At 56.8% G+C, this 20667-nt stretch carries 18 protein-coding genes and 1 other RNA gene; 8 read left to right on the forward strand and 11 right to left on the reverse strand.

The features are described from left to right. The first annotated feature begins 232 nt into the window (after positions 1 to 232). On the forward strand, positions 233 to 1681 hold the full coding sequence (locus VM163_06585) for a hypothetical protein (protein HUT03540.1): 1449 nt from the start codon (positions 233 to 235) through the stop codon (positions 1679 to 1681). A 39-nt stretch (positions 1682 to 1720) separates the two neighbouring features. Here the strand turns inward: VM163_06585 and VM163_06590 are convergent, their stop codons facing one another. The 5 genes from VM163_06590 to VM163_06610 form a co-directional block, all read right to left on the reverse strand. Further along, positions 1721 to 2272: an RsmD family RNA methyltransferase gene (locus tag VM163_06590; GenBank protein ID HUT03541.1), complete on the reverse strand. Its 552-nt coding sequence runs from the start codon at positions 2270 to 2272 to the stop codon at positions 1721 to 1723. A 127-nt stretch (positions 2273 to 2399) separates the two neighbouring features. Then, on the reverse strand, positions 2400 to 3617 hold the full coding sequence (locus tag VM163_06595) for an aminotransferase class V-fold PLP-dependent enzyme (GenBank protein ID HUT03542.1): 1218 nt from the start codon (positions 3615 to 3617) through the stop codon (positions 2400 to 2402). A gap of 18 nt (positions 3618 to 3635) precedes the next feature. Beyond that, a complete protein-coding gene (locus tag VM163_06600; GenBank protein ID HUT03543.1) occupies positions 3636 to 3830 on the reverse strand; it encodes a hypothetical protein in 195 nt (64 codons plus the stop codon). Next, entirely contained in the window at positions 3820 to 4629 is an 810-nt protein-coding gene (locus VM163_06605) for a 7-cyano-7-deazaguanine synthase (GenBank protein HUT03544.1), read from the reverse strand. Before VM163_06605 ends, VM163_06600 begins: the two co-directional genes overlap by 11 nt. A gap of 310 nt (positions 4630 to 4939) precedes the next feature. Further along, entirely contained in the window at positions 4940 to 6976 is a 2037-nt protein-coding gene (locus VM163_06610; GenBank protein HUT03545.1) for an integrin alpha, read from the reverse strand. Between the two features lie 352 nt (positions 6977 to 7328). Between VM163_06610 and ssrA the strand changes: the two genes are divergently transcribed. The 5 genes from ssrA (at position 7329) to VM163_06635 (ending at position 11766) form a co-directional block, all read left to right on the forward strand. Further along, positions 7329 to 7681, forward strand: a transfer-messenger RNA (tmRNA) gene (ssrA, locus tag VM163_06615). Positions 7682 to 7861: 180 nt separating this feature from the next. Beyond that, a complete protein-coding gene (locus tag VM163_06620) occupies positions 7862 to 8080 on the forward strand; it encodes a hypothetical protein (protein ID HUT03546.1) in 219 nt (72 codons plus the stop codon). Further along, on the forward strand, positions 8077 to 8910 hold the full coding sequence (locus tag VM163_06625; GenBank protein ID HUT03547.1) for a TIGR02391 family protein: 834 nt from the start codon (positions 8077 to 8079) through the stop codon (positions 8908 to 8910). Before VM163_06620 ends, VM163_06625 begins: the two co-directional genes overlap by 4 nt. Before the next feature lie 130 nt (positions 8911 to 9040). Beyond that, entirely contained in the window at positions 9041 to 9292 is a 252-nt protein-coding gene (locus tag VM163_06630; GenBank protein HUT03548.1) for a hypothetical protein, read from the forward strand. A 251-nt stretch (positions 9293 to 9543) separates the two neighbouring features. Further along, complete coding sequence (locus VM163_06635; protein HUT03549.1) at positions 9544 to 11766, forward strand: two-component regulator propeller domain-containing protein; 2223 nt, start codon at positions 9544 to 9546, stop codon at positions 11764 to 11766. Here VM163_06635 and VM163_06640 read toward each other — a convergent pair. The 6 genes from VM163_06640 to trpS are packed head-to-tail and all read right to left on the reverse strand — an operon-like array spanning position 11747 to position 17611. Further along, on the reverse strand, positions 11747 to 13360 hold the full coding sequence (locus VM163_06640; protein ID HUT03550.1) for a CTP synthase: 1614 nt from the start codon (positions 13358 to 13360) through the stop codon (positions 11747 to 11749). The genes VM163_06635 and VM163_06640 overlap by 20 nt on opposite strands. A gap of 8 nt (positions 13361 to 13368) precedes the next feature. Continuing rightward, positions 13369 to 14163 (reverse strand): 3-deoxy-manno-octulosonate cytidylyltransferase, encoded by a 795-nt coding sequence (gene kdsB / locus VM163_06645; protein HUT03551.1) that lies wholly within the window; start codon positions 14161 to 14163, stop codon positions 13369 to 13371. A 2-nt stretch (positions 14164 to 14165) separates the two neighbouring features. After that, a complete protein-coding gene (gene rfaE1 / locus VM163_06650; protein ID HUT03552.1) occupies positions 14166 to 15176 on the reverse strand; it encodes a D-glycero-beta-D-manno-heptose-7-phosphate kinase in 1011 nt (336 codons plus the stop codon). 23 nt (positions 15177 to 15199) lie between these two features. Beyond that, positions 15200 to 15796 (reverse strand): SMC-Scp complex subunit ScpB, encoded by a 597-nt coding sequence (gene scpB, locus VM163_06655; GenBank protein HUT03553.1) that lies wholly within the window; start codon positions 15794 to 15796, stop codon positions 15200 to 15202. 28 nt (positions 15797 to 15824) lie between these two features. Next, entirely contained in the window at positions 15825 to 16637 is an 813-nt protein-coding gene (locus tag VM163_06660) for a segregation/condensation protein A (GenBank protein ID HUT03554.1), read from the reverse strand. Beyond that, positions 16631 to 17611 carry a tryptophan--tRNA ligase gene (gene trpS, locus VM163_06665; protein ID HUT03555.1) on the reverse strand — a complete coding sequence of 327 codons (981 nt, stop codon included), beginning with the start codon at positions 17609 to 17611 and terminating at the stop codon, positions 16631 to 16633. The genes VM163_06660 and trpS overlap by 7 nt, the downstream gene beginning before the upstream one ends. Before the next feature lie 405 nt (positions 17612 to 18016). Here trpS and VM163_06670 point away from each other — a divergent pair, with 405 nt between their 5' ends. Together VM163_06670 and VM163_06675 are read left to right on the forward strand one after the other, a co-directional pair. Beyond that, positions 18017 to 18286, forward strand: a complete 270-nt coding sequence (locus tag VM163_06670; protein ID HUT03556.1) for a hypothetical protein — start codon at positions 18017 to 18019, stop codon at positions 18284 to 18286. A gap of 38 nt (positions 18287 to 18324) precedes the next feature. Beyond that, the coding region (locus VM163_06675) for a two-component regulator propeller domain-containing protein (GenBank protein ID HUT03557.1) at positions 18325 to 20667 on the forward strand (2343 nt) is incomplete at its 3' end.

The following is a 20667-nucleotide window of genomic DNA, read 5'->3' on the forward strand; positions in this document are numbered from 1 at the left end:
GGAGACGTTCCGCTACTCGTTGGCGTATGCGCCCTCCGTCCTGCCTTCGGTGGACAGGATACGTTACTCCGTCTATACCACGGACATCGACGTCAATGCCCCGCCGACTGACGAGGAGATCATCACCTCGAACGTCGCGACGGCCGAGGTGACGCTGGACTGAGGATCATTGCACTATCGCCATATAGATTTGCGGGAGAGTCACAATCGATAACATGAAAGGGGCAAAACCGTGAGAACAACCACAAGAACCAATGCCGTATTGTATCTTCTCTGCGCCGCCGCTCTGTCCGTTTCCATCATCGCAAATGCCCAGGTTGTCGATGGGGACCTGACGTATTGGCGGTATGAAGACACGCCGGAGGTCGTGGACACGATGGGGCTTGGACGCTTCGATGACGGGAGTATTGTGGCGGTCGGGGCGGACTACACGTCGGTATTCGACGGCGACGGATGGAGCATACTGGGTGCAGCTGAAGAGCAGGGATTCGTAGCGATGATAGCCCAGGGCCCGGACGGCAAGGTGTGGTTTAGAACCTGCCCTAGTTACCAGACTTACACGAACGGCTATTGGGACAGAGAAGGCCTCCATATATCGCAACAATTCAGCGGCTCTTGGGCTACCGACTCCTGGCTGATTGCAATAGATGCATGGCGTGGCAAGCACTATCTGTTCTTTACTTGGACCCCGAGCTATTACGCGGGAGTTTATGCATATTGCGACCCTTCCTGCGATGATATGCGTTGCGTAGCGCGTGTGTATGCCCCTCCTTGGCCCTACGGAGACGAGAGGATACCTGAGCCCCAGTGCATATCGGGTGATTATCTGATGGTCTATTCTTCTTGGGTGGTTAGATTGATCCGCATCCCGAGCTGGCAGATCTGGGACATAGACCGGTCTGATTTGTGGTCTGTTGGTTGGTGTATACCTGCCGGTGAGCACGATTATTCCTGGGTGAATTGCCGGGAAACTCCCAGCCAGGCTCCCGGGTTGCTGCAACTGGACTGCAAAAGGTGGGAAGCCATTTCTGTTCCTTGGCTTGAGGGAGTGTCGATCGATTGCTTGGCCCTGGACTGGCGAGGGTTGTGGGTTCTCGGCTCAGACACGGAAACGGATCCTGCCTTTATGGTAGCCTTGTGGTCGTTCCAGACTCAAGACCCGGACGTCGTCCGGAGCCTCTCGAAGGAAGTCGGCACGTCCGGCTCGTCCGGCTCGCCTAATCGGCTTGCTCTCCCCTCAATGACTGTCACGGAGGGCGGCGCTCTTTGGTTCGCCACGGACAAAGCGGTTGTGAAATGGACGCCCGATCCCGAGCTGATCCCGATGCCGTATGAGGCGCGGGTTGAGGCGCGGGCGACCGAGGACCGGACGGTTCAGGTGGAGATAGAGTTCGACAACCTGCGGATCATAAGAAACGATGCGATGCTGCACCTCAAGGCAGAGTATCTGCGCGAGGGAGAGGATGAACCCATCCCCCTGCAAGACCATATAAGCGTCTATCACGAGTTTCAGCCACAGGAGACGTTCCGCTACTCGTTCGAATATGTTCAGTTCGTGCTACCGTCAATGGACAGGATACGCTACTCCGTCTATACAACTTATATCGACGTCAACGCCCCGCCGACTGACGAGGAGATCGTCACCTCAAACGTCGCGACGGCCGAGGTGAGGCTGGATTAGCGAGCTTGCCGACTCCATCGCCGGCCCAGCGGGATGTTACTATTGGACTTTGCTTGCGGCGCGTCCGGCAACCGCGCCTGCAACTGCGTGACCTGCCGCCAGCAAGAGGATGGTATCGCCGATCTTCTTCTCTCGAATTGGAAAGCCTACTGGCAGCTCAACTCCTAGCAGCTCGCGCCTCGACACCTGAATTACTAACGCCCGTCTCGGCAAGCGCTCACGATGAAAAAGGATGTGGACAAGTATCGAGAGATAGCCCTTTTCATAAGGTGGATCGGCGAAAATGATGTCGAACTCGGGCAGGTCGCATCTTCGCTTGAGGAATGAGATAGCATCCATAGGGAATACCTTGCAGGACGCCTCGGCCCCCGCCAAGTCAATGTTCGAGCGAAGCACCCTCAGGACTGCCCGGTCGCTCTCCACAAACGTGCCCGACGAGGCGCCCCTGCGAAGCGCCTCGAGCCCAACCGAGCCGGTCCCGGCGAAGAGGTCCAGAAACGAGGCGCCTGGGACGTTTGTTGCTATGGTGTCGAAGAGAACCTTCCGAACGAGACTGGAAGTTGGCCTGATATGTAATGATTTCTGCGACACGATAGTCCCCCGTATTATTCGAGGTTTGCCGCTGCGCAATGTGCGCGCATTGTCTTGCCGTAGGCCCTTGAACGGGTGAACTTCCTCAAGTGCTGACCTCAAACATTGAACCGTTGGATGCTGGGCGCTACTTGGCGATGTGCTCCATCGCTTCGCAGAGCGCCTCGCATTCCTCTATGTTGGTATATGGTCCGAACGATGCGCGGACAACGTCGTCCCCTCCACGGGTGCTGAACCAGTAATGGACGCAGTTCTTGCCCGCGCGAACCATGACGTTGAACTCGTCGTTGAGTCGCTTGGCGACCTTGCGAGCGTCTATCCCCTCGACCCGGAAAGACAGTATGGTGCCGCGCTTGCGAGCGTCCTGCGGGCCGATGATTGAGATTCTGGGTATTCTGAGCAGCCTTTCGGTCGCAAACTCGTTCAATGAGATGACGTGGGAGTTGATGTTCTCCTGCCCGATCGATTGGATCGTTCCGAGGGCTGCTGCGAGGCCCATGACGCCGGGGCAGTTCTGCAAGCCAGCCTCAAGACGTTGAGGCAGTTCGGTGTAAATTGGGCCCTTTCTTCTGGATATCCATAGGGCTGTTCCGCCTCCAACTAGGAAGTGGCCGAGTTTCTTCAGTAGGTGAAACTTACCGTAAAGGACGCCGACACCCGACGGGCCGAGAGCCTTGTGTGACGAGAATGCGAGAAAATCACAGTCCCAGTCTTGAACGTCGAGCTTGTGCGTGAGTGGGCTTTGGGCGGCGTCAACGATGACGATGGCGCCCTGCTCGTGTGCAGCGTTCGCGATCTCGCGAATCGGGAACTCGGTTCCAGTCAAGTTTGATTTGTGCAGCACGCTGACAAGCCTGGGCCTCTCAACTTCCAGGGCCTCTTGGAAGGCATCGAAGTCGAACGTCGAATCGGGCCTTGTCCTGACGAATGAGAGCCTAATCCGTCCTTTCTGTTCGAGGCAGAGCCAGGGCAGCGTGTTTGAGTTGTGCTCGAAATCTGAGATCAACACGCAGTCGTTGTTCTCGAACGGGTATGACCCCGCGATGAGGTTGATCGCCTCCGTAGTGTTCTTTGTGATGACGATCTCCTTTGCGGAGCTGGCATTCAGGAAGCTCGCGATCGTCTCACGGGACCGCTCCCAAGCATCGGTCGCAAGCTGCCCGAATCTATGGTCTGCGCGGCCGACGCATCCGGGAAACTGCGTGTAGTAGCGCAGCTGCTCGTCGATGGCCGCCTGGCAGATCGCTGTCGTGCATGCGCTATCGAGATAGACAAGAGGCTTGCCGTTGAAGCTCTGTCCAATCCCAGGGAACTCTTTCCGCACACCGTTGACATCATACTCCATGCTTCTGTCCTTTCACTGCTAGCTTCCTGCTGTCTTGCGTTTCGTCCTAATCAGCGCCGAGGGAAGGCTCGCGAAGAACCGCATCACGCGCCAGTAAAGCGCAAACCATCGTGGGTCTCTGATGACGAGAAAGGTCAGAGCACAAAAGCCTGCGCCCCCGAAGAGAATGCTCACCCAGAGGAACCTAAGGATGGTGCACTTCTTAGTCTTCACCGGGCGCTCCTGTGTCAAGCCATTGCCTCCTCTTGGCGAGTATTTTGGATAGCTCCAGTCCCTTATCCTCGAAATAAGAGTCGATGAGCTTCTTTGCCCAGGGCAAGTTCTTCTTCAGGTGCTCAAGGACATCCTCTTGCCTGTGTGGATAGAACGGATTGTCGGAAAACAGCACATCGAAGAACGCGAAGAGACAGAACGGCTGCTTGTGGATGTGGGAGCCTTTTGCACCTGGGACACGGACGCGGGTGCCGAAATCGATGCCTAGTTCGGCGAGCCTCGCGTCCTCCGCCTCGGTTGAGAACTCGTAGGCGGGGCTGGTGAAGTCGATGTAGTAATCCATGTAGTAGTCGTGCAGAACTTTCAACGTGCCCTCCATCTGCTCAGGGTGCTGTCCCTGTGCCCGCATCGAGCCGTCCGAGTGGGCAAAGATGTCGTTCTCGAGGCAGTAGCAGATCGCCCGAGTGTGCATGACCAGTTTACAGCTCATACAGACCAGGTTGAACTGCCTCGCATTTCGCACCTGGGATGCCAGCCACCACTTGCGGATGTTCACAAGATCGTGCCTGACTCGCTCTGGCCCGAAGAGGTCGATCAGCCGGCGGGCGGATTTCCGAGCGTTCCTAAGAAAGAGGTCCGCCCCGTAGTCGAACGTTATCAGCTGGACGGCGTCGAACTTATCGAGCAAGAGGCAGGCCACAAGCGTCGAATCAACGCCGCCCGAGAACATGACGCTGGCCTTCCTGCCCAATTCCTTGACCTCCTTAAGTGTCAGCCCGATCCCATCCCAGATGACCAATGAGGAATCTGCACGACAGTAACACAGGCGGCGATCTTTTCAAGGCAGGCCTTGCCCTTAGTGCCCTTCTTGGATCAAGCTGACATCAGATCAGCTATCCGCGAAGGACGCCAAGAAACACGAAGAACGCCGGGCAGAGAATCCTGCCATTGGTGTTCATTGGTGGTTTCCGTCAGAAAGGGCGGGGCTAGGAGGCTGTCCCGAAAGTATTCACGTGTGTTGAGGTAAGGATTTGGCGGTTCGTTTTCTGCGAAACGACTATCAGGGTCGGTCAAAGAGACCTGCTTCGCACTGCTACGCGCCGCTGAGATTATTGCAGCGTGAATGTGGCCCCGCCAATATCGGAGAATGGCGTGAGCGTGCCCGGCTCAACGAGCGCGGAGAAGAGCGTGAACTGGCCAACGGCGTCGAACGGCGTCCCGGTGGGCAGATTGACCATGAACGCGTCGAACTCAAGATTCCAGTCGGCCGGCGTCGGGAAGGCCGATAGGAGCGGATAGACCCCCGCCAGCCACATCGGATCGACCCCGAAATCAGTCGGCGACCAGAACCCCCCGTCCGGCCCCAGCAGAACCACGTAGAAGTCCGCCGTCATCGAGTAGTAGGGCAGGGCGACGTCGAGCGAAATCGTGATAGTGTTACCTGCCGGAGAATAAGCCTCTTTGTCCGTCGAGATGCCCACAAACGGGTCCCCCGCAAGCGAGAAGGTAAAGACGGCCAGATTGGACACAAAGTCAAGAGTCCCCATCTGGCAGGCAACCATCCGAACTGTGTAATCGCCGGACTTGGCTATCATCGGGACCTGGCAGGGCAGAGGCGTTGCTAAGACTCGCGTCGTCTCGTCGTGCCCCGTCTCCACCAGCACGCCGGTATCGTAATAGGAGATCCCCTCGGTCCATTCGCCCGTCGCAGAAGCCGACCAGTGCCTCTCCTCAGGCCCGCCGAGGTCGAAGGTTAAAACCACGAAGAGGTCCGCCAGCACGGACAAGCTGCTGTTCGTAACACTGACGTCGATCTCGAGAGTGTCTCTGAATTGGTAGCTATCGGAATCAGTCGAGACATCCACTGCGATTCCGGGGGGCGGCCCTGCGCTCTCGCCGAAGATAAGATATGCTTGACCGGCGTGTTCGCCGCCCTCGTTGTTGGTATGCGCCCCGATGATAAGGTCGTCGAGGCCGTCGCCGTTCACATCGCCCGCGCCAGAGACCGAGTATCCCGCGGAATCCAATTTCGCCTCGCCTAGGAATGATGCGTCTGCGTTCGCAAGGCTGGTACGCATAGCCCAACCCGACGCCTTGCCAAAGATCAGATACGCCTGACCAGCCAAATCACCAGCTTCACTGTTAGACCAAGCCCCGATGACAAAGTCGTCGTTACCGTCACCGTTCACATCGCCGGCGCCAGACACGGAGTAGCCTGCGGAATTGATTTGCAGCTCCCCAGTGAACGATGCGTCGGAATTAGATAGGCTGGCATCCATCGCCCAGCCAGACGCCTTGCCGAGAATCAGATATGTTTGACCCGCCTGGACGCTGCCGGCCTCGCCGTTGTAGGGCGCCCCGATGATAAAGTCATCGAAGCCGTCGCCGTTGATGTCGCCGACGCCAGAGACCGAGTATCCAGCGGAATCCCATTTTGCCTCGCTCAAAAACGATGCATCGGCGTCAGCGAGGCTGGTGTTCATCGCCCAGCCTGATGCCTTGCCGAGAATCAGATATGTCTGACCACCGTATTCGGCCGCCTCGCTGTTGTTCGGCGCGGCGACGATCATATCGTCAAAGCCGTCCCCGTTTACGTCGCCGACGCCGGAGACTGCGCTCCCCGCGCCATCGCCAGCCGCCTCGCCTATGAAGGACGCATCGGCGTTAGCAAGGCTGGTATCCATCGCCCAGCCAGACGCCTTGCCAAAGATTAGATAGGCCTGACCAGCGCTAGCGCCCTCGCCCTTGGGGGGCGCCCCAATGATGAAGTCGTTGAACCCGTCTCCATTCACATCGCCGGCGCCAGAGACTGATGCGCCCGCGCGGTCCTGCACCGCCTCGCCTAAGAACGATGCGTCCACGTCCGCAAGGCTGGTGTCCATCGCCCAGCCAGACGCCTTGCCAAAGAACAGATACGTTTGACCAGCGTACGTGCCATTGGGCAGCGACACGATGGCGAAGTCATCGTAACCGTCGCCGTTGATATCGCCGACGTTTGAGACACAACCGCCCGCCGTATCCTTTTCCGCCTCGCCGATGAACGATGCGTCGGAATCGGCAAGGCTCGTGTCCATGTGAAAATCCGCATACAAACCAGTGGCAGCCATCAAAAAGATCAACGCCGCCAGCAACAAAATCCTCTTCATCCTCTCATCCTCCCAAGCTATTAAGTTCGCAGACCCAGCCTGGCCGGCGGCGGCCCCGCACAGTTACGATAAATAAAATGCCATATAAAGCACATCCCCGTCGTGTAGGGGCCTCCGGTACCGCGGCAGACCGTCTTGTCCACGAAGATCATTCTCCTGATGCGTTAGCTACGCATTGTATCACGTTTGACCTGCCTATATCAATGTAGATTCGGTGGTATAGCGTGCCTCGATACTTCCGCTCGCGCAAGAAGAAGCTCGACTAATTCCTTTGCGCAGATCAGAAGCAATCCGCCAGCGGCTTTGCTCTTTCGTTGCATAAATGTGGGATTGGGACTATTGTTGTTGCGCCGGGGGCGATTGGGTTCGACAGGGGTCGCTTCCGAATGAAGCTGCATGACGAGATCCCGCCTCTCTCGTAAAACGGTGGGCAAGACGTAACAAACGTCGACAACTTAGCACTGGCCGCTTAAAGCTGTGGCCGCGTCCCCTGGGCAAAGCCTGTGAGCCCGGGTGAGGCGCTAAAACTATAAGGCTAGCGCGGGCATTGCGCCTCATGGCGCCCGCGCGAAATCCAAGTGAGGCTGGCGCCCGGACGCCCGCCCGTGGGCTTGCCGGTGCGCGAGACCAGAACGCGGGCTACGCATGTAGAGGCATTGTTCGGACGGTTCTTGGACGGGGGTTCGATTCCCCCCGCCTCCAACCTTCGCAGTGGAAGTGTCTTCCACCGCTACGGCTGGCAAGCCAGCCCATTCATTTTTGAAACAGGGAACTCTTGTCCGTCATAGCCGCGGAGAAGGTTAGTTGCACATCATGTTTTGAGGGAGCTTGTCCGCCGTAGCCTTGGCGAAGTAAGACTTTTTTGTTCAAGGACGTGCAGGCAACATGAGGGACGTGTATCTACTGGATGCGGCGCGGGAGACTCTGACGGGTGCATTGTGCCGGGAGAAGGGTCGGCCCGAGCAGCTTCTTAGCGCGCTCAGGTCTGGAAGGGCTTGGGTCTATGAGGACCTCGGCCAACCGCAGCGGTCACGCAGCGAACTCGAGAAGCTCTACACTGAAGACCCGGATTATGAGGACGTGGCAGGAAGGCTGGGATTATGAACAAGACTATTCCAGTATTCACTGCAAATGCTATTGAACAGATATCCAGAGTTTTGGGAGAAGCTGTAACCGGTGGTGAAATCGAACCAATTCTACGTCAATGTCGAATCGTGGAGCGTCCGTCCGAATCGGACACAAAGTGGCGGCGGATTCGCTCAACTCTTTTCGGTCAGCAAAAGCAAGACCAATGTGCAAATGCCATATGCTCGTTTATAGAGTCAGTTATGGACCCAGTTCGTTTTGTTGACAGGCCTGATAGATTTGAATCATTGCGAGCTGATCTGAACAAAACGCTGGCCTTTTCCGGATTGTCACTAAACCAAAGGGGTCAACTAGAGAGAGTTTCTGCAGCATCAACCTTGAGCGAAGCGGAAGAGCGGGCAAGAACCCTTCGTCACAAATTGCAGGGGCGAAATGTTCATCATGAAGTGCTTCAGTATTGCCGTTCAGAGCTCATACAAGACAACTATTTCCATGCTGTGTTGGAGGCGGCCAAGAGCGTCGCCGAGCGAGTCAGGAATAATACCGGCCTGACCACTGATGGAGCTATCCTAGTTGACGAAGCGTTTTCTGTTAAACATCCACTATTGGCGTTGAATAAACTTGAAACCGACAGTGAACAATCTGAACAGAAGGGATTTGTGAACTTATTAAAAGGAATATTTGGTGTATTTCGGAACCCACATGCACATGCACCAAAAGCAGTTTGGCCCTTAGATGAGCAGGATGCCATCGATCTATTGACCATGGTTTCGTACGTTCATCGAAAGTTAGATAGGTGCATACGAACACCATTCAAAGCGCGCGCAAAGAGTAGTGATGACCTGTAAATGCAGCACATCTGTTATTCGCGCCCAAGTGTGCCTGCTCGGTCAACTAGCGGGGGATGCGCTCGGCAGCCTGGTGGAATTTCAGACACCGGAGCAGATTTGACGGGAATACCCGAATGGTGTCCGGGAATTGGTTGATGGTGGGACCTGGAACACCATTGCCGGTCAGCCGACAGATGATTCCGAGATGGCGATTGCCCATGCCATCCGGACTGGAACTGGGACCCATGACCTCCACGAGCAGATCGTGCTCCGGGCGAACGAGATAGGCGCGGACGACTCACTCATGGAGGCGATCACCGGTGCGACAGAAGCACCGCCCGCGGATTACGTTCACCAGCAGGGCTGGGTCTTGATTGTTTTCCGGAACGCCTTGTGGTAGCTCCTCCATGCCTCGAACCTGGCGGAGAACGGCACTGGAAAGCTCGTGAGGCATTGTAAATAAGAGGCTTTTGATGTGTCGGCATTAGAGAAGCCGAATTTCTGGAAGGCGGCGAGCCCTCCAATTAGAATGCCCGGCCGTGCGTCCATTCAAGACGCAAAGTGAATTGAGGTGCGCGCCCTAGAAGATGTATCCTTGCTGCTGCAACACTGTGCAGGTAGCAGGATATTCCAGCTAGCATCGAGGACGCTGTGACAGACCGAAGTCAATTCTCCATTTTGTGTGCTGCGAGCCTCGCTCTGGCCCAGTGCATTTTGGTGCTCGCGATTCCCGCGTCGGCTGCGGAGTTTGAGAGCTGGACGAATCCCAACATCGTCAACTGCCTCGCCTCGGACGGGGACTACGTGTGGGCGGGGACGGCGGGTGGGCTCGTCCGCGTCTCGAGGCGTGACCTGACCTATCGAGTTTTCAGGACGACAGACGGGCTGCCGTGCAACTTCATCAAGTCGCTTTGGCGGGCCGAGGACGGGGCGCTTTGGATTGGGACCGGCGGCTGGGGGCTGGTTCGTTTCGACGGTCGGTATTTTTGGTGGGCGGCCAGGCCGGAGGTCTTAGGCTCACCCTGGGTCTATTGCACAACACAGGATAGGTCGGGGCGGGTCTGGGTCGGGACGACGAACGGCGCCTCGGTTCTTGATGACGGCGAGTGGAGAACATACACTACTGACGACGGCCTCGCTGGGAACTGGGTTACGTCGATCGCAGTAGATAGTGATGGCGTTATGTGGTTCGGGACGTATCAAGGGGGTGTGGGGCGCTTTGATGGCGAGGCGTGGGAGAAGATAAGGCTCTTTGACGGGTTGGCGGACAACTGCGTCTTCGCAGTGGGTGCATCGGCGGACGGCCTGAAATGGTTCGGCACGCTCTATGGTTTGACGATGATGGACCAGTGGGGGTTCACGACGTTCCGAGGCAGTTACTACGTGCCTGACCCGAAGATCAAAATGATCAAGTGGGACAGGCTCGGCCGCGAATGGTTTGGGACGCGCCGCGGCGTCTCGATGAGGCAGGATGACAGATGGCGGACCTTTACGACGGAGGATGGCCTTGCTGGCAACGACGTCTCCTCGGTTGTCGTTGACGACGACGGCATGACCTGGATCGGGACGACCGACGGCGGGCTGTGCGTCTATGATGGGGAGACCTTCGTTCCCGTAACGATTGAGGGAGCGCTGCGTGAGCAAGTTGTGAGGGCGATAGCCGTGGACGCCGACGACAACAAGTGGCTCGGAACAAACGATGGACTCTGCCAGCTCAAAAGCGATGGGTCGAGGCGCTGGTTCGGCGTGGATGATGGGATGCGGAACACGTTGGTCAACGATGTGATGCGGGGTAGCGATAGCGCTGTCTGGGTGGGGACTGCGGGCGGTGTGGGGCGGATGCTCGATAAGTCCTTCGATTGGTTCACGGCAGACGACGGGCTTGCGGACAATTTGGTTTTCTGTCTTGCCGAAAGCCCTGGGGGCGAGGTGTGGGCTGGCACAAGGTTCGGGGCAAGCAGGCTTGAGGGACACAGTTGGGTGAGTTTCACGACCGACGACGGCATGAGCGATGACTGCGTGTTCGATGTGGCATTCGACGGGGCAGGAGGTGTGTGGTTCGGGACGCCCAACGGGGCAACGAGGCTCTTAGACGGAAAGTTTGCCACCTACGGGAGAAAGGACGGCCTTTTGGACAATCTCATTCTCGAGATAGAGATTGCGCCCGAGGGGCTTTGGCTCTTCGGTTCGGCCTTCGGATTGACCTTCTTTGATGGTTCGGAGCTTCAGCAGTATTACGCAAGTGATGGCGTTGCCTCCAACTTCGTGAGCACGATTACACCGGTGCCGGGCCGCGTCTTCTGGCTGGGAACAGGCCGTGGCATCAGCAGCTTCGACGGCGAGAGATTCGTGTCCTACTTCGGGATCGATGGGCTCTGTGGCGACACTGTGTTCGACATCGCAATCGACAGAAACGGCGGCAAGTGGGTCGCCACCAACAGGGGCCTTACGCACCTACTCGATGAGCCGATCGACGGGATGCCATTTGTCTGCCTCAGGACGGACAAGGCGACGTATCAGAGAGGTGAGCATCTCGTGCTCTACGGTAGTCTCGTAAATCGTGGCATGCATACTACGGTCGATGCCTATGTAGCGCTTCTAACGCCGGACGGCTCGGTCCTTTTCCTGCCGAACTTCAGCACGATGCCCGTGCCACTGCTAACAGACTACCTCCTGCTGTGCCATGCCAGGTGCCAGTTCTCGCCGATCTTTGAGATGACTGTACCAGAGACTGCCCAGACTGGAATATATCGCTTCGTGGCCGCGCTCATCGATTCGGAAAGTGGCCAAATGTTCGACACCATTACGCAGGAGCAGTGGGAACTTCAGCCCTCAATGCTCATCGAGCGGGCGACTAGCGCTGGCGGAACTTGAGCATCGCAGCCGTGAACGACGTGAAGAGCGGGTGCGGCCTGTCGGGCTTTGAGCACCACTCAGGATGAAACTGCACGGCCAAGAACCACGGATGGTCGGGCAGCTCGACTATCTCGACGAGGTTTTTCTTCTCGTAGAAGCCTGAGGTAACCATTCGATATTTGGCGAGAAGGGGGAAGAACTCGCTATTGATCTCGTATCGGTGTCTATGGCGCTCCAAGATGACATCCTCGCCGTAAATCGACTGTGCGAGCGTCCCCTTGACCAGAGTACACTGCATTGCCCCTAGCCTCATCGAGGCGCCTTTCTTCCTGACCCTGCGCTGTTCGGGCATGAAATAGATGACCGGATACTGCGTGTCGCTGTCGAACTCGGTGCTGTTTGCGCCGGGCAGGTTGCAGACGTTCCTGGCGAACTCTATCACCGCACACTGCATCCCAAGGCAGATGCCGAAGAAGGGTCGCTCGGTGGTTCGGGCGTATCGAATGGCGCTGATCATGCCCTCGATGCCTCGCTTGCCAAAGCCGCCCGGAACCATGAGGCCGTCAACGTCGGCAAGCCATCTCTCCGGCCCATCGCGCTCGACATCCTCCGCGTCAACCATCTTCAGCCTGACGCGGACGCCGTTGGCGTAGCCGCCGTGCGCAAACGCCTCGAGCAGGCTCTTGTAGGAATCTTTCAGCAGGACATACTTGCCGACTATAGCGACCGTCGGGCCCTCTGGGGCTGACGTCATTACCCGAACCATTTCCTCCCACTGTGAAAGATTGGGCCTTCTTTTGGGAAGGTTCAATCGTGTTACGATTGCGTTGCCAAGGCCATCTTGCTCAAAAATCAGCGGGACCTCGTAAATGCACTCGACGTCCTTGGCCGCGATTACGGCCTCCTGATCAACGTTGCAGAAGAGCGCGATTTTTTTCTTGAGCTCCTTGGGAAGGGATGTCTCGGTCCGGCAGAGCAGTATGTCCGGCTGGATGCCGATCTGGCTGAGCGTTTTAACGCTGTGCTGCGTCGGCTTGGTCTTGAGCTCGCCAGCGGCCTTGATATACGGGATCAGCGTGAGGTGAACATAAAGCACGTGCTCTGCCTTCATATCGAACTTGAACTGCCGAACTGCCTCAAGAAAAGGCAAGCCCTCGATGTCGCCGACCGTCCCACCGATCTCCACAATCACGATGTCGTTACCTCGTGCAAGCGCACGAATCCGACGCTTGATCTCATCGGTAATGTGGGGGATGACCTGGACTGTTCCGCCGAGGTATTCTCCTCGTCGTTCCTTGTTTATGACGGAGTAGTAAACCTGGCCGGCTGTAACGTTATTCTTCTTCGTGAACCTGGCGTTCGTGAAGCGCATGTAGTGCCCCAGATCGAGGTCCGTCTCAGCCCCGTCCTCAGTTACATAGACCTCGCCGTGCTGGAACGGGTTCATCGTTCCGGGATCAACGTTGATGTAAGGGTCGAGCTTGATGAGCGTTACCCTGAAGCCACGGCTCTCTAAAATGCGCCCTATTGAGGCAGCCGCAAGTCCTTTCCCCAGCGACGATACGACACCACCGGTAACGAATATGTATTTCGTGATTTTTCTCTTGACCACACTAGCTCCTAGGGTGATTGTGGGAAATGTAGCTGCCTCAGCAGCCTTTCGACCTCTGGCACATCCTCGGGCACATCCACGTTTTTCATCGGCGACTTGGTCAGAAGTGCCTTGATGGGGTAGCCGTTCTCCAGAATGCGCAGCTGTTCCAGCCTCTCGGCGCGCTCCAATGGTGTCTGCGCCATCTGTGAGAGCCGTATCAGGAAATCTTTACGGTAGGCATAGACACCAATGTGCTTGTAAAACGTTATATCGCAACTTCTGAAACGCTTTTTGGGCAGAGACCCTTTCTTGAAGGCATCGGCCAGCTCGGCCACGCACGGTATTGGCGAGCGAGAGAAGTACAACACGTAGTCATCGGCGGAGCACACGAGCTTTACGGTATTGGGGTCGAAAAGCTCGTCAACACCACGAATCGGAGTTCGCAACGTTACTGTCTCTTGGCCGGGGTCCTGCAACAGCTCCTGTATGCAAAGATCGACAGCCTCGGGATCGAGAAGCGGCTCATCGCCCTGCACGTTCACCACGATGTCGCAGTCGAGGCTCAGCGCCGCCTCGGCTATTCTGTCCGAGCCGCTTTGATGCGAATCCGAAGTCATTAGGGCCTTTCCCCCGAAGTCCTTCACAGCGTTAAATATCCTCAGGTCGTCAGTGGCTACGATCACATCATCCGCCAACGAGACCAGGCCCGCACGCTCGTAAACCCACATTATCATCGGCTTGCCGAGAATCTCTGTCAGAATCTTGCCCGGAAACCTGGTCGATGAGTATCTTGCAGGGATTAGTACTACGCTTCTTGCCATCACTAATCCCCCAGACCAAGTTCCGAATCACTAACCAACGAGGCAACTAACGCCTCGGCAGTAACGGTTGCGGCGCCAATCTCGCTTACGACAACACCCGCCGCATAATTCGCAAGTCGAGCCGCCCGTTCCATCGAGGCGCCCGCACAAAGCGCAAGCGTGAGAACAGCTATCACTGTGTCACCCGCCCCGGTTACGTCGTAAACCTCTTTCGCAACTGTATCAATGGTCACGGGTTCACCTACATTGTGCACAAGGAACATCCCGTGCTCGCCGCGTGTAACTAAGATCGCCTCCGAGTGCGTCTCTTCGAGCAGCTTGCGGGCGGCATCCGCAAGCTCGTCAAAGTTGTTTATTCTCTTGCCCCAGAACGTTGCGACCTCGTGAACGTTAGGCGTCATCACGCTGACGTTCTTGTAGAGCAGGAAGTGCTCGTCTTTGGGATCGACCGAGATTATCTTCCCTTTTTCCCGCGCGATAGCCAGCACCTCCCCGGTGAGGTCTGGACAGATTACACCTTTGCCGTAATCCTCGATAATCACAGCGTCAACTTGGTCGATCGTCTTCTTGACGAACTCAAGGACCTTAGTCTTTACCCCGGCCTGAAGCGACTCGGTGCTCTCCTCATCGTAGCGAACGATCTGCTGGCCTCGGGCCACTACGCGCGTCTTCGTGGTTGTCGTCCTGCCGGCGTCATGTATTAAGCCGTCGTCGGCGATATCGTGCTCGGCGAGCATGTCTCGCAGTAACATCGCCTTGTAATCCTCACCCACCACGCCAACTGGAAACGCACGTGCGCCAAGCATCGCGATGTTATTGGCAACATTGCAGGCGCCTCCTAGTCGAAAACTGCGCTTGTTGATCAGGACAATCGGCACCGGAGCCTCCTGCGACACGCGAGAGACCTCGCCCCACATGTATTGATCGACCATCAGATCGCCGACGACCATAATGCTCTTGTCCTTGAACAAATCGACCAGCCGCCGATACTCATTCAAGTCATCTTTGCTCAATCTATACATCCCCTAGTCCCATTCTATTCATCAAGCATTTGATTGACGCCGCTGAGATTGCCCAACTCCTCCGGCCTGGGCAGCGCATCCAAACTCGAAAGCCCGAAATGATCAAGGAACTTGTCCGTCGTACCCAGCAAGAGCGCCCTACCTGGGCCTTTCTTCCGGCCCGTGACCGTGATGAGACCGAGCTTGAGAAGACCCCGAACCACGCCGGCCGAATCGACGCCTCGCACGTAGTCAATCTGTGAAATCGTAACTGGTTGCTGATAAGCCACTATGGAGACAACCTCCAAACTCGCTCTTGATAGCGATAGTTTGCGTCTTTTTGTGAAGAACTTCTCTATCCACGGGGCAAGCTGCGCGCGAGTTGTCATTTTGAACCCCCCGCCTATCTCGACGACCTGAAGTGCGCCATCAGCCTTCTCATATTGCTCCCAGAGCGACGAAAGCGCATTTGCTACTTGTTCCCTAGCGACCTTCTGCCCAAACAGCCCAACAAGCTGCTCGTGCGACACCGGGTCGGTCGCCACGAACAGGACCGCCTCCACGATCATGCGCAACGTGCTCGCATCAACCGAGGAGGTTTGAGCCAGGTTTGATCCGTCATGATTGGTCAATGGACTTAAGCCTTATCTCGAAAGACCCCTAGACCGGCGCGAGCTTGTGCGAGCCGCTTTGGGGCCCGACTGCGAGCTTCAACCGAAGCTGTTCCACATCCGCATCGGCCAGCAACTTGAGCCGTATGTTAAAGGAGTTCCTACGCTGAAGGGCCGCCACCAGCGAGAACTTTACGAGCTCCAACAGCGCGAGAAAGAACGCCAGCTTCTCCTCGAGGTCTTGGGCTTGCGAGAAAACCTCCCGCATTGAAACCGACGGCTTGCCCTTCAATATCTGGACCATTTTCATAACCGTTTCTGCTATCGAATACCTCTCCCGCGAGATGTATTGAACCTGATTTACCTCATCCCGCGTCAACATTCCCATGAATGAAAGTGCGAGGTCCACGACGCTAGCGCCGACTATGTCGTTCTCCTCTGTCTCGCTGTATTTGCTTGAATCCCCAGAGAACCACAGTGCTCGCCTGCGCTCCTGCTGTTCCGAAAGCCCCTGCGCCATTGCCCGCGCCTCCTCATACTGAAGAATCCGCTGCACGAGCACGGACGAGGGTTCCGGAAGGTCGTCCTGGGCTTCCTCGCCAGGTGTCCCAGGCAACAGAAGGCAAGACTTGAGATAGACCAGGTCCGCGGTCAGCAGCATTGCCTCGCCAGCAGAGTCGAGGCTCGGGGATTGTTTTGAGATGAACTTGGCAAGGCCCTTGACGATGCGAAGAACCGAGACCGCCAGCAGATCGAGTTCTTCCTGTTTCACGAGATAAACGAACAGGTCCAGCGGCCCGGAGTAGTCCTGAACCTGAACGCGAAACTCCGAACCCTCTGGAGCGCTCAGCCCTACTACCACAGGCCCACTGCCGTTCTAACCTTTAGCATCGTTGCCTCAGCCGCCGCGGTTGCCTCCTCCCGGCCCTTCCGGAACACCTCGTTCAAGTAGGCTGGCTCTCGCTCGATCCGCTTCCTGACCTCCTGCGGCTTTTGCAGAGCCTCGATCATGTTTTCGGCAAGAATCTTCTTGCAGTCAACGCACCCAATCGAGGCGTCAGCGCACTCGCCCTTGATCCTGGCCTGGGTCTCTGGGTCCGTGAAGCTCTTGTGGAACTCATACACGTTGCACTTCTCGGCATCGCCAGGGTCGGAACGCCTCTTTCGCTCGGGATTGCTGAACATGGTCGCGATCTTATTTCGGATCACGTCGGGACCGTCAGAGATATAGATGCAGTTGTTGTAGGACTTGCTCATCTTGCGGCCGTCCGTCCCCGGCAGGTTCGGTGCCTTGTTCAAGATGGTTTTTGGGACTGGGAACACTTCTCCATAGAGGCGATTGAAGTGCCGAGCCACCTCGCGCGTTAGCTCAACGTGCGAGGCCTGGTCAAGCCCTACGGGAACCGCGTCAGCCCGATACAGAAGGATGTCCGCGGCCTGAAGGACAGGATACCCAAGAAATCCGAGCGTAATCAGTGAGTGCGTGGCGTCCTCGCGGAGCCGCTCTTTGTAAGTTGGGACGCGATAGAGCCGACCCAGATTAGAGAACATCGAGAACAGGACGTAGAGCTCCGAGTGCGCCGGAATCTGAGACTGCACGAACAGGTGGCTTTTTCTTGGGTCGAGGCCGGCAGAAAGCCAGTCGATGAATATATCCCTGCTGTATTCAGCCACCATCCCAGTGTCCTGATACTCCGTGGTGAGAGCGTGAAGGTCAGCAATGAAGTAGAAGCACTCGTATTCGTCCTGGAGCGAGGCCCAGTATTCCAAGAGCTTCAGATGCCCAATGTGAAGCCTTCCAGACGCCCGATTCCCACTTGCAATGATCTTCTTCACGTTATTCACCGTTACACGAAACCTCTAGCAAAATCAACGCTGGGCACAGTATCAAGACCGCTCCGCGCAGCCCAAGCCCGAACTCAGAGGCTATGAGCGGACGCACCGGTCAACCAGACTGTATTCTATTGACCTCGCAACCCCAAGTAAAGGTAGTTTCGCCTCCCCTCAATAATCAGATTGAGCCAAGCGAGCGGCATCCATTTGGAGTGCGGCGCCGAGCGACCGCACTCCAAAGTGCCAAACGGGTGGAACCCACGAACCCACCACGGTCCAAATCATCGCCTGTTGGGAGCCGCTAAACATGTTCATCTTTTGAACGCTCTTGCCCTTAATTTGATTTTGGGGCCTCGTCTCCTGTTGAAAGTCGCAACGTGAGGCGTTACTATTGCCTCAAGGAGGGCCATGATACTGAACGCCGATCTAAAGGCGCATATCAGCAGCTACTTCTACGACGATGACTATGGCCAGACTGGCTACAGGATATCGTTCTGGATTATGACGGACCAGATGCTCGCAGCCTGGCAGATGGCGACGGAGAAGTTCGGGGATCCAGACCAAGGCTACAGCTGCGCGTGGAAGGAAGTTGGCCCAGATCCGGGCCCGGCTGGTGCGAGATGCCGGACGCTTTGGCCGCACGGTCCTTCGGGGAATGATGGCCCAATTACGTGGTGATTCTTCAAAACGATATAAACTCTTGAGGAGAATGCGACATGTCGATTTGGTTAATGGATCGAAGGCTAACTGTGAAGGTGGGGCTAATGTTGTGTGCATGTTTGCTGGTAGGCTATTCCCTTTGGACCCAAGTGAGCGCCGAGCCGGTTGTGATCAACTACACGTCCGGTAACCTAATGAACTGCCTGGCGCTTCACAACGGGTTGGTCTGGATCGGGACAACCGGCGGATTGGTCCGGTTTAATCCAGAAACGGGCGAGAGGCTGAAGTTCACGCCCGCCGACTCACGTGGCTCCTGCGCAATAGCGCACATTGCCATCGACTCCCGAGGCGTCTTATGGGCTTCCCACGAAGACCTTTATGGTAACTCCACGGTGGGCCTGCTGGAGTTCGATGGAATTCAGTGGCAGTCGGGATACTCCGCAATGAACGTCTATAATATCGCCGCGGACGAACTAGGCTACGTCTGGTTCTTGTACGGGGCAGACATGATGCGGTTTGACGGCACTTCTTTCCGAAGTTGGAGCCTGCCGTATTATCAGTCTGCCCCTGAGCTCTACGATTCGGAGCTGGATGCGTCGCAAGGCAAAGCCTGGTCGATTATCCGGGAGAGAGTATATACATTCGACGGCTTTGATGTGGAGGTTACAGACACGCCGATCCAGGATTGGTATTTCTTTCGGCTAGCGGCCGATAGAGGTCACGGCGCCTGGCTGGCAAACGGCGACGGCCTATGGCGTTTTGAGGACCAATCATACACATCTTACAGATTCCCCAACGGTGACAAGTGGACCTGGGTTCAACTTGTCCGCGTTGACAATAGCAGCACCAAATGGGTTGTTGGACGGATATATGGTGACTGGGAAGATCATGGCGACGCAGCGAGTCTGTCCAAGGACGGCGTCTGGCGAGTTTACCGGAACGTATGGCCGTCTTTTTTAGATATTGGTGGTCGAGTAGAGGACCTGAGGTTTGACGCGAGCAACGCCGCGTGGGTTCTTCCTAGTTCTGTATTAACTGATCAGAACGAGGAGCGCCCTTTCCTCATCCGCTACGATGGCCAGAGCCTTGAGTCGTTCTGGGCGTTTGACCCAGTTGTGGGTACAATCGCGGAGCGGCTGTGCATAGACGATGGAGGAAGCGTGTGGTTTACCTCCCTCAAGAAGTGGTATACGGTCCCGCGCTATCTCACGCGTTGGGATGGTGGTGACGTTGACATTCTCTGGCCTGGCCGGCGTGAGCTTCCGGACAAGATCAACTCGATGGCATGCGCGCCGGACGGTGATGTCTGGTTCGGGACGGACGAGGGCGCGTACCGGTTCGACGGGCGAGACTGGGACGAGTCCCTGCCGGCCCGGCGAGTAAGCGAGGTTAAGATAGGCCCGGATGGTCAGGTGCTCGCCGTCTGCTATGTGTCTGATTACGCCCGGGTAGTTAGGCGCTTTGACGGAGATAGGTGGATAACGGAGTATGAGCCTGACTGGTCGGGACAGGAGATAAGTGACGTGGCTCTGGACAGCAAAGGCGTGCTTTGGGTGTCCTGTGGTAGCAGCTATGAGGACCCGCCCTACGATTATGCGGGGATTCGTTCTTGGGACGGCGAGAAAGAGAGGAAGTACGAGCTCGGATGCGAATACAGCGCGATCGTTGTCGATGACGACGATGTTGTCTGGGCCACATGTGGCTATATCACTGAAATCGCGAACGGGAGGGTAACAAGGCGATGGTACAAGGCTGACCTCGGCGGATGCGGCGCAGCAGCTCCCCTCTTTGTCGATAGTCAGAATCGCAAGTGGTGCCAGGGCCTGCAGTACGAAGCGGATTCATACCACTATCAGCCCGGGCTTCTGAGTATCGACGGGGACGAGCAGGTTCAGTTCTATTCGACCACCGACGGGCTGTGCTCTGGGGAGATCAACGACATAGATGAGGACTCTTATGGGAACATCTGGGTATCGACTGAGCGAGGCATAAGCGTTCTGCTGGCGGAGGAGTCCTTTCATCTGGAAGCTGACGCCGCGCCGGACGCGCTAAAAGGACGCGCCTCGTTATCCTACCTGGGCCCGCCGACGAGCGTTGACCTCTATGTTGCCATTCAGGCGCCAAGCGGACAGCTGTTCTACGTTGCGCCTCAAGGGGCGGCGCCTCCGTTCCCGATATTCTATGCTGCGTTCGATGGCAGCACCGAGTTCCTTGAGCCGGGGCCGAGCTATAGCGGGCCGGGGTCGATACCCAACACACCGGACATGAAGGACCTCGCCGCGCCGGCATTGCCACGGCCTGACCCACCCGACGGCAACGGCCCCACGGGCCTGGCGCTCTTCGCATACCCCGTGCCCTACTTCGCGAACGTCCCCCTTCCCGCATACGGCGCTATCGAC

The sequence above is a fragment of the bacterium genome (assembly GCA_035527515.1).
Classification (GTDB): domain Bacteria; phylum B130-G9; class B130-G9; order B130-G9; family B130-G9; genus B130-G9.

Bases quoted from the DNA above. Each gene is read 5' to 3' on its own strand.
- VM163_06620 (HUT03546.1), top strand. From the start codon at position 7,862: ATGAGGGACGTGTATCTACTGGATGCGGCGCGGGAGACTCTGACGGGT.
- VM163_06625 (HUT03547.1), top strand. From the start codon at position 8,077: ATGAACAAGACTATTCCAGTATTCACTGCAAATGCTATTGAACAGATA.
- VM163_06670 (HUT03556.1), top strand. From the start codon at position 18,017: ATGATACTGAACGCCGATCTAAAGGCGCATATCAGCAGCTACTTCTAC.
- VM163_06610 (HUT03545.1), bottom strand. From the start codon at position 6,976: ATGAAGAGGATTTTGTTGCTGGCGGCGTTGATCTTTTTGATGGCTGCC.
- VM163_06595 (HUT03542.1), bottom strand. From the start codon at position 3,617: ATGGAGTATGATGTCAACGGTGTGCGGAAAGAGTTCCCTGGGATTGGA.
- kdsB (HUT03551.1), bottom strand. From the start codon at position 14,163: ATGGCAAGAAGCGTAGTACTAATCCCTGCAAGATACTCATCGACCAGG.